This window comes from Pseudomonas sp. DC3200b2, from assembly GCF_049895785.1.
In the GTDB taxonomy this organism is placed as follows: Bacteria; Pseudomonadota; Gammaproteobacteria; order Pseudomonadales; family Pseudomonadaceae; genus Aquipseudomonas; species Aquipseudomonas massiliensis.
The window spans coordinates 250,003-262,461 of sequence record NZ_JAFCTA010000002.1 but is presented as its reverse complement, the minus strand read 5'-3'; the positions used below and the strand labels follow the sequence as shown (position 1 = coordinate 262,461).

General features: G+C 57.1%; 10 protein-coding genes and 1 pseudogene. 8 read left to right on the top strand and 3 right to left on the bottom strand.

What is annotated here, in order from left to right:
• Nucleotides 1-120: 120 nt before the first annotated feature.
• Genes ACP691_RS06980 through ACP691_RS06970 form a run of 3 tightly spaced genes read right to left on the bottom strand, consistent with a single transcriptional unit; the run spans nucleotide 121 to nucleotide 2,250 of the window.
• Nucleotides 121-636, bottom strand: a complete 516-nt coding sequence (locus tag ACP691_RS06980; RefSeq protein ID WP_426198885.1) for a carboxymuconolactone decarboxylase family protein — start codon at nucleotides 634-636, stop codon at nucleotides 121-123.
• Nucleotides 637-662: 26 nt separating this feature from the next.
• Nucleotides 663-1,427 carry an SDR family oxidoreductase gene (locus ACP691_RS06975; protein WP_426198884.1) on the bottom strand — a complete coding sequence of 255 codons (765 nt, stop codon included), beginning with the start codon at nucleotides 1,425-1,427 and terminating at the stop codon, nucleotides 663-665.
• A 25-nt stretch (nucleotides 1,428-1,452) separates the two neighbouring features.
• Complete coding sequence (locus tag ACP691_RS06970) at nucleotides 1,453-2,250, bottom strand: SDR family NAD(P)-dependent oxidoreductase (protein ID WP_426198882.1); 798 nt, start codon at nucleotides 2,248-2,250, stop codon at nucleotides 1,453-1,455.
• Between the two features lie 110 nt (nucleotides 2,251-2,360).
• Between ACP691_RS06970 and ACP691_RS06965 the strand changes: the two genes are divergently transcribed.
• The 8 genes and pseudogenes from ACP691_RS06965 (at nucleotide 2,361) to ACP691_RS06930 (ending at nucleotide 12,457) form a co-directional block, all read left to right on the top strand.
• Nucleotides 2,361-3,305: a GlxA family transcriptional regulator gene (locus tag ACP691_RS06965; RefSeq protein WP_426198880.1), complete on the top strand. Its 945-nt coding sequence runs from the start codon at nucleotides 2,361-2,363 to the stop codon at nucleotides 3,303-3,305.
• Nucleotides 3,306-3,401: 96 nt separating this feature from the next.
• Nucleotides 3,402-3,929 carry a thioredoxin family protein gene (locus ACP691_RS06960; protein ID WP_426198879.1) on the top strand — a complete coding sequence of 176 codons (528 nt, stop codon included), beginning with the start codon at nucleotides 3,402-3,404 and terminating at the stop codon, nucleotides 3,927-3,929.
• A 378-nt stretch (nucleotides 3,930-4,307) separates the two neighbouring features.
• Nucleotides 4,308-5,717: pseudogene (locus ACP691_RS06955) on the top strand (tyrosine-type recombinase/integrase).
• A 385-nt stretch (nucleotides 5,718-6,102) separates the two neighbouring features.
• On the top strand, nucleotides 6,103-6,801 hold the full coding sequence (locus tag ACP691_RS06950) for a hypothetical protein (RefSeq protein WP_426198877.1): 699 nt from the start codon (nucleotides 6,103-6,105) through the stop codon (nucleotides 6,799-6,801).
• The gene (locus ACP691_RS06945; RefSeq protein WP_426198876.1) at nucleotides 6,794-7,780 is read left to right on the top strand and encodes a hypothetical protein; all 987 of its coding nucleotides are present in this window, start codon (nucleotides 6,794-6,796) and stop codon (nucleotides 7,778-7,780) included. The genes ACP691_RS06950 and ACP691_RS06945 overlap by 8 nt, the downstream gene beginning before the upstream one ends.
• A 177-nt stretch (nucleotides 7,781-7,957) precedes the next feature.
• On the top strand, nucleotides 7,958-8,242 hold the full coding sequence (locus ACP691_RS06940) for a hypothetical protein (protein ID WP_426198874.1): 285 nt from the start codon (nucleotides 7,958-7,960) through the stop codon (nucleotides 8,240-8,242).
• Between the two features lie 55 nt (nucleotides 8,243-8,297).
• Nucleotides 8,298-11,063: an NERD domain-containing protein gene (locus ACP691_RS06935; protein ID WP_426198872.1), complete on the top strand. Its 2,766-nt coding sequence runs from the start codon at nucleotides 8,298-8,300 to the stop codon at nucleotides 11,061-11,063.
• Nucleotides 11,060-12,457 (top strand): tetratricopeptide repeat protein, encoded by a 1,398-nt coding sequence (locus ACP691_RS06930; protein ID WP_426198870.1) that lies wholly within the window; start codon nucleotides 11,060-11,062, stop codon nucleotides 12,455-12,457. Before ACP691_RS06935 ends, ACP691_RS06930 begins: the two co-directional genes overlap by 4 nt.
• The last annotated feature ends 2 nt before the right edge of the window (nucleotides 12,458-12,459 follow it).

Sequence of the window (12,459 nt, the reverse complement as noted above, 5' to 3'; positions counted from 1 at the left end):
CAATTCCAATTGTATTTCATACTCGAAGACTTCTTAATGACCTGGGAGTGCAATCTATCTGCTACCGGGTACCCGCTGGTCTGCCAGGGGTAAGCGGCAGGTCAGCGGGGCTTCCTGAACTCAGGCGCAGGGCGGAAAATCGATGGTCGTCTGCGCCACGTTGTTCAGATAATTGGTGAACGTCAGCAAAGCGACCTGAGCGATGACGTCGATTATTTTCCCATCGTCGAGCCCGCCTTCCCTGGCCGTTGCCAACTGCTCATCGCTCAATTGCCCACGGCTAAGGGTGACCGCCCTGGCCAGGGCAGCGACTGCGCCCTGTGTACCCGCCCGTGCGCCTGCCAGGGCCTGGTCATCGAGTCCCAGCTTGGCGCCGAAGAAACTATGAGCCGCGATGCAATAATCGCAACCGTTGACTTGTGAGGCCGCGAGGGCGGCAATCTCCCGCTCGGCAGCGGTCAGGCTGTTTCTGTTCAACGCCTGGGACAGCGCTAGGTAGCCTCCAAGCGCGGCCGGCGAGTGTGCCAGGGTGGCAAAGGCATTAGGTATGAAGCCAAGTCCCTTGTGTATTCCTTGCAGTGCGGTATGGGCTGCGGCAGGGGCTTGTTCCAGGGTAAGCGGAGCGATGCGGCTCATGCTAGGCGTCCTTTGATTGATGGCCTTCAGGCCACAGGAATAGGGTTGGCGATCAGGGACAGATTGAACTGCTCGATCAGGGCGTGCTCGTTGGCACCCTGGTTGGCGCGAAGAGGCAAGACGCGGTCCACCAATACCTCGGTGGTAGCGGTTTCGAGCTTTTCCAGGGTTTCACGAATGAAGTCATCCAGAGGCATGGCCCGGGCGTCACCGCTTTTGTGGATCAGGTCGGTGTCCACCCATGGTGGCGCTACTTCCAACACCCGGACGGAGGTGTCCCGCAGCATGAAGCGCTGGGACAGCGAATAGGAATGGAGCGCGGCCTTGGTCGCCGAGTAGAGGGCGGTCACTGCCAGCGGCAGATACGCCAGCACGGAGCTGTTGTTGATGATGTAAGCCTGCGGCTGAGCCTTCAAGTGCTCAACGAAGGCTGCGCTGACCCTCACCGGCCCGAGCAGGTTGGTCTGTACCAGGCCGACGGCCTGCTCGTCATTCAGACTACCGGCACCGGCGTCATCGAAGGGCATGATGCCGGCGTTGTTGATCACTACGTTGAGCGAGGGGTGACGAAGAATCACCTGCGCCGCCACTGCCCTGACCTGCTCAGGATCATTGATGTCCAACTGCACGGTATCCATGCCCGGATTCGCCCGGGCCACTTCGTCCAGTAGTGCCTGGCGGCGCCCGGCGATGATTACCTGGTTGCCCCGCTGGTGGAAGGCCTCGGCCAAGGCGCGGCCGATACCGGAGGTGCCGCCGGTGATGAATATCGTGTTATCGCTCAGTTTCATGATCGCTGTCCTAGGGTAGGCAAAGTCAGGCCGCGTTGTAGCGCGGTGCCAGGCGGTGATTGGAAAGGTGGTCGAACATGGCCTGACGGCTGGCTTCGAACCGCTGGAAGTGGCCCAGGTCATGCATCGATGGAATGGAGATCAGGGTGCCTGCATCGAAGTCTTGCAGGGCAGCATCGACCAGGTCAGGCGCGGCCATCACGATGGAGGGGTCCAGGTTTTCCAGGGGCAAGCCGCCAGTGGCCCAGAAGTCGGTGGCTGTCGCCCCCGGCAGCACGGCCTGTACCTTGATGCCCTGCGCCGCCAGCTCTTTGCTCAACGACTGGGTGAAAGCCGTGACGTACGCCTTGCTGGCGCCGTACACCCCGTTGAGCAGCTCTGGCGCCAGGCTGACGATGGAAGAAATATTGATGATCCCGCCCTGGCCGCGGGCCACGAAGCCGGGCACGGCGGCATAGGTGAGCCTGGTCAGGGCAGTCACGTTCACGCCGATCATGGTCGTCATTCGCTCCACATCACTTTGCAGTAGCGGCGTATGGGTGCCGAGCCCCGCATTGTTTACCAGGAGGCTGAGGCTGGCGTCTTCGCGCAGCTTGCCCTCTACCCGGGCGAGGTCCCTGGCCTGGGCAAGGTCGGCGGGAAATACCTCGATGTTGCGTTGGGTTTCGGAGGTCAGCCGATTGGCCAGGTCATTGAGCCGTTCTCTATTGCGAGCGACCAGCACCAGGTCATAGCCTCGGCGGGCCAGGCGGTCTGCGTAAAGCGCACCGATGCCGGACGAAGCGCCGGTGATAAGCGCGGTGCCAAGTTGAGCGTAAGCCATGCTGTCAATTCCTTTTCAATGGAAACTGAGGCCATCATGCGCTCCAGCCTCTACGACACAAATGACGTATAGGGTATGGTTTCAGGACATCGACGCTGCCCGGAGGCCGCATGCATAGAGTGGGCTATCTACTTACCGATGGATTCCAGGTCATGTCCCTGGCGACCCAGGCTGTGTTTGAATTTGCCAACATGGTCGCCGGGGAAACGGTCTACCGCATCCAGAACTTTTCTGTAGCGGGAGGCATGGTCAGGTCCTCTCTGGGAATGTCCGTGGACACCCTGCCCCTAGGCTCGCCAGGCTTGGCCGAGACCTGGATGGTGACAGGCACCCTTACCCCGCTCGCCCCGCCAGAGGATGCAGTGCTACGGGCCGTGCGCGGGTTCGCCGAGGGCGCATGGCGCACCGCCGGAGTATGTACTGGCACCTTCGTGCTCGCCGCCGCGGGCGTGCTGGATAATCGCCGCGCCACTACCCATTGGGCCTACGCCACGGCCATGCGCGAACGATATCCCACCATCGAGGTAGAAGAAGACCGGATCTACATTGTCGACGGCCCGGTGTGGAGTTCGGCCGGCATGACCGCCGGTCTGGACATGGCGCTGGGCATGGTCGAGAAAGACCTTGGCAGTGAGCTGACACGTTCAGTGGCCCATAAGCTGGTGATGCATCAATACCGCTCCGGTGGGCAGTCCCAACACTCCGAGCTGCTCACGCTCACGCCGAGGTCCGACCGCATCCAGAGCGCGCTGAATTACGCCAGGACACACCTGGGCCGTCCCCTGAGCGTGGAGGAACTGGCCGACGTGGCTCATCTCAGCCCCCGCCAGTTCACCCGGGTATTTACGGCCGAAACCGGCCAATCCCCAGCCAAGGCCGTGGAAAGCCTCCGGCTGGAGGCGGCCCGCTTGATGATCGAGCAGAGCCGGCATAATCTCGACACGGTGGCCAGGGAAACGGGCTTCCGGGATCGTCGCCACATGCGTGAGGTGTTCATGCGCGGGTTCGGAGTGCCGCCCCAGGCTGTGCGTCGGGACGCGCGACGCCTCGGCTAACCCAGGGGGTTCTTGGCAGGTTCCCCCGGGCCACTGGGGTTGCCTGCACTGATTAGTCAGTGATAGGACATTGAATGTAGTTTTCAGGAGCAGCCGATGAGCCTGTACCGGGACATCTTCGAAACGGGCAGACGCTACGACGCCTTCGTACAGGATGGGCTCGCCCCCGAGCGAACCGCCGCGAAGGCGTTCGTGGAAAAAACTGGCCAAGCCGACACTTTTTCCAGCGCCAGCCTGGACAGACTCGCGAATCTGACCGGCCGCTATCACCTTCTGGTCGCGGCCGAGATCTGGTGCCCGGACTGTCAGATCAACCTGGCCGTCATGGACTTCATGCGCCAGGTACAGCCGAACATCGAACTGGCGATCGTCTCCAAGGGCCGCGCGGAAAACAACTATCGCACTGCGCTGGGGCTGGAACGCATCTCGGTACCGCTCGTGGCGATCCTCGATGAAGCCTATGAGCTTATCGGCACCTTCGTGGAACGCCCCAGCGTGGTAGCGAACGATAGCTCAGGCCAGGCGTTGGTCCGCTATAAGGCCGGCGAGCATATGGAAGATACGTTCAGGGAACTGCTGGAGGTGATGGAGCGTCATGAAGAGCATGGCGGCAACCGTCGATAGATCGCGGCAAGGCGGGTCGCGAGCCAGGGCTCCTGCTACCGAGCCTCTGTGATCCCGCTGAGGTTCGACTGAAACCACTGCTTCCAAATCGCGCGCATGAAAAAGCCCAACCGTTTCCGATTGGGCTTAGTCATTCAACAATATGGTCGGGACGGAGTGATTCGAACACTCGACCCCTTGCACCCCATGCGCTTATTTGGCGGATATCCCTAGACCTTATCGGACACTACCGGACAGCCTTAACCATAGTAAACACGAGGCTTACAGGCTACTCTTGCATCCCATAGCGTCCAAAGCCGTCCACCACCAGCCAAGCGATTCGGTGGGGCAAAAGTGGGGCAAAATTCTAAGCCAACCGAATCAGACAAGGGGTAGAGTGTGGCGAAGCTGACAGCGAAACAGTTGGAGGCGCTAACCGAATCCGACGATGGCAAGACGCTTCGCGAGGACGGCGGCCTGGTCGCCAAAGTCCGCGCTGGCGTTCGCGGCGTTACCGTCCTGTTCCGCTATGAGTTCAAACTGGATGGCGTCAAACGCGATCATCGCTTGGGCAGCTGGCCGAAAAAGTCTCTGGCTCAGATTCGCGCTGAGCGTGATGAGGTAAAAGCCACGGCATCGAAAGGGATTGATCCAACTGCAGCCCGCAAAGCCGCCAAGATCGAAGCTCAAGCTGCAATCGCCGCGACCATTGCCGAGGCTGAACGCCAAGCCGCCGAGAACAAGACAGTGGCCGATCTGTTTGATGAGTGGATACGTGACGGCGTCTCCCGCCAGGACGGCAATGCCGAACTGATCCGCAGCTTCAAGAAGGACGTCCTACCGCTCATTGGCAAGAAGCCGCTTCGCGGCCTGACCGAGAAGGATCTGCTCGCCGTCCTACGCTCAATCAAGTCTCGCGGCCTTAATCGCACTGTCGTCATCCGCAGCAAGGACATTGGCCAGATGCTGCGCTGGGCCGAGAAACGTAAACCCTGGCGTGGCCTGATGGCCGACGGCAACCCCGCCGACCTGATAGACGTCAACAAGCTGCTCGACCATGACTACGAAGAACAGCGTGACCGCCGCCTCTCCCCTGATGAGATTCGAGAGCTGCGTGACATCCTCGAACGCCTGGAGAAAGACTACGAAGCCCTACCCACCGGCCAAAAGTATTCGGGCATTCGACCGGTTAACACGCGAGTCCAGTGCGCTCTGTGGATATGCCTGAGCACCCTCTGCCGCATCGGCGAACTGCTCAAGGCCGAGTGGCGCTTCGTCGATCTGGAGAAAGGCACTTGGTACATCCCTGCCGAAGCCACCAAAGGCCATAAAGGCAAACGCCAGGATCACCATGTGTTTCTGTCAGCGTTTTCCATCGCGCAGTTCAAACGCCTGCAGAAAGAAACCGGCGATACACCGTTCTGTTTCCCCAGCAAGAACAACCAAAGCCACGTCGACACCAAGACTATCAGCAAGCTCATCGGAGACCGGCAGTGTCGATTCAAGAACCGCAGCAAGCCTCTGGCTGGCAGACATCATGACGACTCATTGGTACTGAGCAAGGGTGTAAAGGGCGAATGGACACCGCACGACCTGCGTCGCACAGGTGCAACCATGATGCAGGAGCTCGGTGTCACGCTGGAGATCATCGATCGATGCCAGAACCACCTGTTGGGCGGGTCAAAGGTACGCCGGCATTACCTGCACCACGATTAAGCCAAAGAAAAAACTGAGGCCTGGCGGTTGCTGGGCGAGAAGCTGAAGTCGATCCTTAGCGAAGCTCCGGTAGCTACTGCTCAGCCTCAGTAGCCAGCTTCATTTGAGTGGCGAAAGGCCCAGACATAAGCAGTATCGTCAGCACGCTGATACCGGTCGAGCACGACGTAACCTGAGCCACCAGGCTCGATGATGAGCTCACGCTGCTCTAGCAGATTTAGAAATGGACGCCCCACTTCCGGGCTTTCCTCCAATCGCGCGAGTATGACAGCAGCGAAGAGGAGCCCCTGTCTATTTATCCGCCGATTGCAGAGGATTAGGATGATGGCTATGCATTGGCGCTATAAGGTCAGAAGAAACTATTCCTGCTTATAGCTCTTCCAGCGCCGCCGAATTATATTTCTCACCCACCGACTCAGATTCGGCAGGGCATACCTATTCAGCCGCACGAGTCAAATACCAAGGATTTCAGCTGCGCATGGACAAACTCGAAAAGATAGAAGCCCGCCGAATGATTTTGAGTTGGAAGGACCGCTGGACGCTGACAACACAGCAGCTCCTCGAAGTCGAGTCGCGGCAGTTCCAAAGCGAATTGCACGCCAAAATCGACCAAATCAGTTTTTGGGATGCACTCTTTTCCGGCAGATATCTGCGCAACACTATTCAGCCGCTGTTTACCGCGTGGTGCCACACCAAGGCAAAGGAACTGAGAGCGGCAGCCGAGCAAGACCTTCAATCAGTGGTAGCGAGAGCAATCCCAGAGGAAGATCTCGCTCCATCTCTGGACGCGCATAGCAGCAAGGGCACACTGCTTGATGTCGCCACTGCAGCCATTTCAACCGGTGTTGCTGCAGCAACTATCCCAGCGGTTGTCGCCTTTTCTACAGCCAGTGTTTCAGTAGGAGGTCTGTTGGGTTTTCTGGGCGTCACTACAACGGTGCTCGTCACACGCAACATAGTCGCAGGCTTGATAGTCCTGGCTATCCTTTTCCTGGTTGCCCTACTGCGCTTCAAGAGCATCAAGCGCAATGCCCGCAGCCGCCTGAAGGCTAAGGTCGACAAACAGATCATCAAGAAAGTCCACTTCAGCAAAAAAGAGCAGTCCTTGGCGATGGGCATGACCAAAATGCTGGAAAGCACCGCAGACAGCCTGATCAGAGAGCTGCGCCATGGTTGAGCAGATCCTGTTTGAGGTGCCGGCGAAGTATGCCAGCGGTATCGCCGATGGCAGCATCGTGCGAATCGGTACGCTTCTCAAGGACAGTATGTCCGGTCAGATTCTCAGCCACGTTCAGGAAACCGGCGTTGCTCAGAAGCTTCTCAGCAACGCCAGTCTTTTACCGCTTTCCCCATTGAACGCCCTGGAGCTGGCTTCCTCTGGTTACGCCAACGTCCAGTTGCACCAACTCAAAACCATGGTTGAAGGGCTACAGATACTGCAGTACGCCAACATCGGCCTTGCCGCCACCGGGCTCGGGGTAAGCGTGTTGGGCTTTATAGTGATCAATCAAAAGCTCAAAGGGCTTGAAAGCGCAGTCGCTCAGCTATCCAACCAAATGGATAAGCACTTCCAAGAGCTGGCTGAAAAACACCTGAGGCTTAGGTTCGCCAATATCTACGTGTTGTTTGAGCGAGCGGAGCAGGCCGTATTTTTGCGCAGTCCCACTCTGGAGTGGCTGACCATTGAAAGCCAGCTCGCCATGGAAAGCGGCTTCCTAAGAAGCGAGATCGGCCATCACCTGACCCAGCACAGCTTCCACTACGACTGGTTCAATAAAATGACCAGCGCGCTGGCAATGTGTAATGCCGCTCGCATTCAGTGCCTGCTACAAGCCAACGAGATGAGCGCCGCTCAGCATGCATCCAACGTTATTGCCGATAACTATAGCGACCTTTTTGACCCGCTCAGCGCTACACAACTTGCGGCAAGAATGACTGAAGCAGAACACGACGCGCAGCAGGATGACCTGCACCTATTCAAGTCCAACCAAGCCAAAGCAGCGCAGGTCATGCAGGGTCTACGCGAGATGACCGATGCTGCAATGACCCAACCGCTGCTGCTCGAACACCTCAAAAGCAGAGAGATCAGTGGGCCGAATTACCTGAAAGCAATCAGCGATCAGGATCAACACCCTATCATCATGCTGACCCCATAATGCCGTTTTAAGGTCAAGGCTTAACGCACTCCAAAGTGCATGCCATTTGCCAGTAAACGTCTCAGTATTCGTGAAACAGGCAGCCACACAAAAAGGCAACACCCAGAATGCACAAGAAATACGGGATGTGCTTAAATATGCTTCTGCGCAACACGGCATTCAAGAAGGAACTGAGCCATGCACCCGGCCGGGTATAACCGCCAGCGTCAGGAGTCGACAGTCAAGGTTCTGTCACCTTTGCGCCAAATAGAAATCAAGGCGGTCACCCGCAAGGATGTCATCGGTCAAGCCTTGGCAGTCACCGCCAGTATGGCACCGGCCGCGGTCGACTTCCTCGGCCATATCCGGTTCCCCCTCAAGCACGAAGAAGTTGAAGAACTGGCCATCCTAGCCCAGTGCCCGCCGCTGGTTACTGGATCAGAGCCCCGCGCTACCATCGCTGAAATCAACATCAACCAGTAACCGGCGTCAAGTCGAGCGATTGAAGCGCTCAACCATCGCATATGGAGTATCAACGATGGCATTAAAAGCATTCCGTGGCAGGCCTTTCGAGCATACCCACGAGAACCGAGCCTTCAACGACTTGTTTGACGCGCTGCAACAGCATTGCATAGCCACTGGGCAGGACTGGTACCTGCTCGGTAATTTTTTTGTGGGCAGCCGCGAACTGGATGCGATGGTGATCAAGCCCAACGCACTGATCATCATCGACTTCAAGGAGTTCAGCGGAGCTCTGCAGTTTTCCGAAGAAGGGCCGTGGCTGATTAGCAGCGCCGAAACGGGCGACAGCGTGACGGTTAAGGGTGGCGCGAGTATTAATCCGCTGCGACAACTGCGCCTCAACAAAAGCGCCATGCTCGACTTTCTGAGCCGCAACCTGGCGGAACTTAACCCTGTATGCAACTGGCGGCACACGGCGGCACTGGTAGCCTTTCAGGGTAAGATCGAGTTCGATCGGCAACAGTTGCCGGGCTCGATCAAGCCCTGGTTCCATATAAGCGATACGCGATCCGTCATCAGGGATCTTGACGCAATTGTCAGCAGGGAAATCAGGCTCTCGCCCGAGAATACTGAAGATATCGTAGACAAACTTGGGCTTGAGTTTTTTGTACCTGCCGGCATGCCCACAACCAGAGAGCTGGGCCATTCGCATACTCGTGCAAATGCCGTTTGCCGATTGACCACACGGCAAAACGAGGTACTGCATGACTTTCGAAGCTGGCTGCAAAACTGTACCGGGGTATTTCGCATCACGGGCATGGCCTCGACCGGAAAGCGCTACCTGTTTCCTCATCTGGTGGATGCTATGGGTGAAGCCAGACGGGAGCTGTTACTGCTGACGCCCAGTGTGCGGATCTCCTCGACTTACCAGAATCTTTTAGCGCAGCCGACCTCTATCTATAGTTGGTTGTATACCCATCAGCCCAAGCGCTTCGAGAAGCAAGACGACCGCAAGATCGGCATTCACGAGATCAGGGACGAGCTATTCTTAGAGGGTAGAATCCCGGTTCTAGTGGATGCTCATCTGCTTAGCGATGAAGAGTTTGAGGTCGGTGACAGGCGCTATGGGTCTGGTCGACTACTGCATGATTTTCTTTCAGTCATCGCCAAAACCAAGACGCCCTTTGTGATCATCGGCGACCCTTATCAGATGCCCAGAGGCTCCCTGCAGCGCAGCCTAGTCAGCGGCACCATGTTGGAGCAACTGGGGCTGGCAATTGATCACTACGCGCTAACCGAGCAGATCGTCATGGAAGATGATGATGCGCTCAAACACATGCAGGCACACCTAGCCGACAGCCTGAACAAGAACGGCTTCAACAGGCTGCCACGCCTCTCGGGTAAGCACCTTGAAATTCTCGATCCCGGAAATGCCAAGAACTGGACGCCTGATGTCCGCAATGTAAGAGCCGAGTCCATTCTGATCTGCGCCACCCATGAGCAGAACAGTAAGCTCAATGCGGCGGTAAAACGCAGAGTTCTGGGGCACGCCAGCCCAACACGACTGGCTGCGGGTGACCGAATCGACTTCTACAACCGCACGCCCATCCTTGCATCGACAGAGGAATCTTTGAGCCTTGAGGCACTGCGCTGGATAAGCTCCGGCGACATAGCTCTGGTCGATTCGGTTGACGAGGCAGTTGAAACCCACTTTGTCGAGCTGCGTGGCCGCAAGGAGGCCATCCGTTTGTGCTTCCAATGCGCCATTTGCCGCCTGCCCGGGCGGGGTGAGGTGCGCTTCCGCTATCTGATGGACTACTTCGAGGCAGATCGCCCAGAGCTAGCCAGCGAGCAATACCTGGCGCTGCAGGTATTGGCAAGGCAGCTGGCCAGGCCATTACTACAGCCGCTGAAAGCCACGCTTCCGGATAAGCAAAGTCCGGACTACAAGGAGGCAAGAGCCGAGTACGACCGGCTCGAATATCAGATCCTGCAGGGTCAAGGCTATCTATCCGCCGCACTCATTCGCCCTGCACATGCGATGACCCTGCATCGTGCTCAGGGCAGGCGCTGGCCCAGTGTCTGGGTCAACGCGGCGCGCAGTGCCTCGAGTACAACGGCCAATAACGCTGACTATTTCCGTTGGTTGTACACAGCAACCGTGCTGGCGGATGAGCAATGCGTCATTCGTCAGATGCCTGCCCTCACGCCGCTGAGTAACGCCTATATAAGCCGCGCCCATGACTTGAAGATAGCCCCCCTTCCACATAGGCGGGGTCTGTTTTACGACACAACCCGGCAGCCTACGGAGCAGGAAGCCCGGCTGAGCCCCCCGTCAGGGTTCTCCAACATGGAGCTACTTCCACTCTTCCTGACATTGCATGAGCGGCTGTCAGACTCCGACTGGAGCATTGCGGACTGGAGCGAGCACAGCTACCAGGTCGTTATGGGGCTTACCCACCGGCACTCGACAGCCAGCGTGCGGCTAAAGCTGCATTACGACAAGAAGTTTGCCGTCAGCAATCTGGTTTTTGCCGATGGCAGCCAGCCTGGGCAGGATGCCATCAGCACTCTGTTGTGCCAGCCTTTTAGGCCGCAGAGTGAACCCCTGGCGCAAGCACTTGATGCCTTGCAGGAGCAGATCAGTACGCTGGGCTTTAGCCTGATGGAGGCAAAGGAGTCGAACTATCGACTGCAACTGACGCTGGCCATTGACAATGAATCCGTCGAGACTCAGGTAGATTGCGACAAGGAAGGTATGATCAGCTCGGTGCGTATTCTGAAAGCATCTTCCGAGGGCGTAATTAAACGTCTAGAAGAAGCTTTGGTGGCCTCAGCATGAGTGTTTTCGATGAAATTCGTGAACATAAATCACGCCATGACTTCGAAGGCGCCTGGCAGGTCGGCTTTAAAGCCCTGGAAATTGAACCCAGCAATGAGTTCCTGAAAACCTCACTGTTCTGGGTGAATTACGCAGCGCTCAAGCCTTTGCTCGAGCCCATAAAATCCCGTGAAAACAAGGCTCCTCTACCTCACGAGCAGGCGAAGATCGACCTGTGGGCCTCACGGATCGCAACTCTTCAGCTCGCGCTTCCCAGTGAAAATATCGATTTCAGGCTATGGAATCTGTTTGGCGAAACTGGGAAGTTCTGCGAGCCACTCTGCACATTTATCTTGCATAGTGGAAGCAAGCTTTTTACGCCAGGTGATCACCAGCCGTTCGTTTCGGAGAAAGGTGAGTCCCCCAGCGTGGTCATGAAACTGGCCCGTATGGTCGCGGCCGGCCTTCTCGTAAAGGGTGCTAGCAGCCCAATGCCTGCAAATCGAGTCACTGGGTTTCTAAAGTATGCAGAGGCCTATGCGGAGGATTCGACAGAGCGCAAAGTGTGGCTTGAGTGGGACAAGGCACGAATATACTTCACTGTAGGTGAATTCTCCCGCGCCAGAGACTCCTACTTGGCCGTCCTGAAAAAGAAGCGTCGAGAACCCTGGGCTTGGTTCGGCCTGGCCAAGACCTATGCGGACGAGCCGGAAAAAGCGATCTGCCTGATCGCCTCCGGCCTGACCTATGCCCTTGATCCAAAATTCAGCATTCCGGGGCTGGTCGAACTTGCCGAGCGCCTCGCGGAAGCAGGGGCTTACGAGAACGCCTCAAAAGCCTTAGTCAAACTGATGGCAATCTATAATCAGAACAACTGGACGCCCAAGGACAATATCGTAAAGCTGACATCCTACTCATGGTATGACGCTGCGATTGATTCCAGTGATTTCGATGCCGTGGTGAAGAGGCTCGCTGATAACGCCAACCTCTATACCATCTCCAGGCCTGGCTACTACCAGGGCGTACTGCAGTCCGTGCACGCCTCCAACAAAGGTGCGAACATTTACATCGCGAGAGATCTTGTCATCTCTGCGCGCAAGGCCGTTTTCCCGGGACGGCAAATTCCGCGACCGGGAACCTTCGTGAGGGTTCTCTGCGATATGGACGCAGAGGAAAAGGAAGTCATTGCCGCAGAAATCGTTCAGGAATTCAGCTCCGCCGACATCCGCACCTTCAGCGGCCCGCTGACAGTCAGTGAAAAAGGCTTCGGATTTGTCAACAGAGAGATCTTTGTTCCAGCAGCCCTAATATCTGGCATTCAACCTGGCACCCAAGTGGCAGGAATGGCAGTCATGTCATTCGACAAGGTCAAGAATAAATACAACTGGAAAGCAATTACCGCAGCCTTGTGCTGAAT

What these genes read in the sequence shown, in the direction of transcription:
- ACP691_RS06980 (WP_426198885.1), bottom strand. Translation starts at nt 636, where the DNA reads ATGAGCCGCATCGCTCCGCTTACCCTGGAACAAGCCCCTGCCGCAGCC.
- ACP691_RS06975 (WP_426198884.1), bottom strand. Translation starts at nt 1,427, where the DNA reads ATGAAACTGAGCGATAACACGATATTCATCACCGGCGGCACCTCCGGT.
- ACP691_RS06970 (WP_426198882.1), bottom strand. Translation starts at nt 2,250, where the DNA reads ATGGCTTACGCTCAACTTGGCACCGCGCTTATCACCGGCGCTTCGTCC.
- ACP691_RS06965 (WP_426198880.1), top strand. Translation starts at nt 2,361, where the DNA reads ATGCATAGAGTGGGCTATCTACTTACCGATGGATTCCAGGTCATGTCC.
- ACP691_RS06960 (WP_426198879.1), top strand. Translation starts at nt 3,402, where the DNA reads ATGAGCCTGTACCGGGACATCTTCGAAACGGGCAGACGCTACGACGCC.
- ACP691_RS06950 (WP_426198877.1), top strand. Translation starts at nt 6,103, where the DNA reads ATGGACAAACTCGAAAAGATAGAAGCCCGCCGAATGATTTTGAGTTGG.
- ACP691_RS06945 (WP_426198876.1), top strand. Translation starts at nt 6,794, where the DNA reads ATGGTTGAGCAGATCCTGTTTGAGGTGCCGGCGAAGTATGCCAGCGGT.
- ACP691_RS06940 (WP_426198874.1), top strand. Translation starts at nt 7,958, where the DNA reads ATGCACCCGGCCGGGTATAACCGCCAGCGTCAGGAGTCGACAGTCAAG.
- ACP691_RS06935 (WP_426198872.1), top strand. Translation starts at nt 8,298, where the DNA reads ATGGCATTAAAAGCATTCCGTGGCAGGCCTTTCGAGCATACCCACGAG.
- ACP691_RS06930 (WP_426198870.1), top strand. Translation starts at nt 11,060, where the DNA reads ATGAGTGTTTTCGATGAAATTCGTGAACATAAATCACGCCATGACTTC.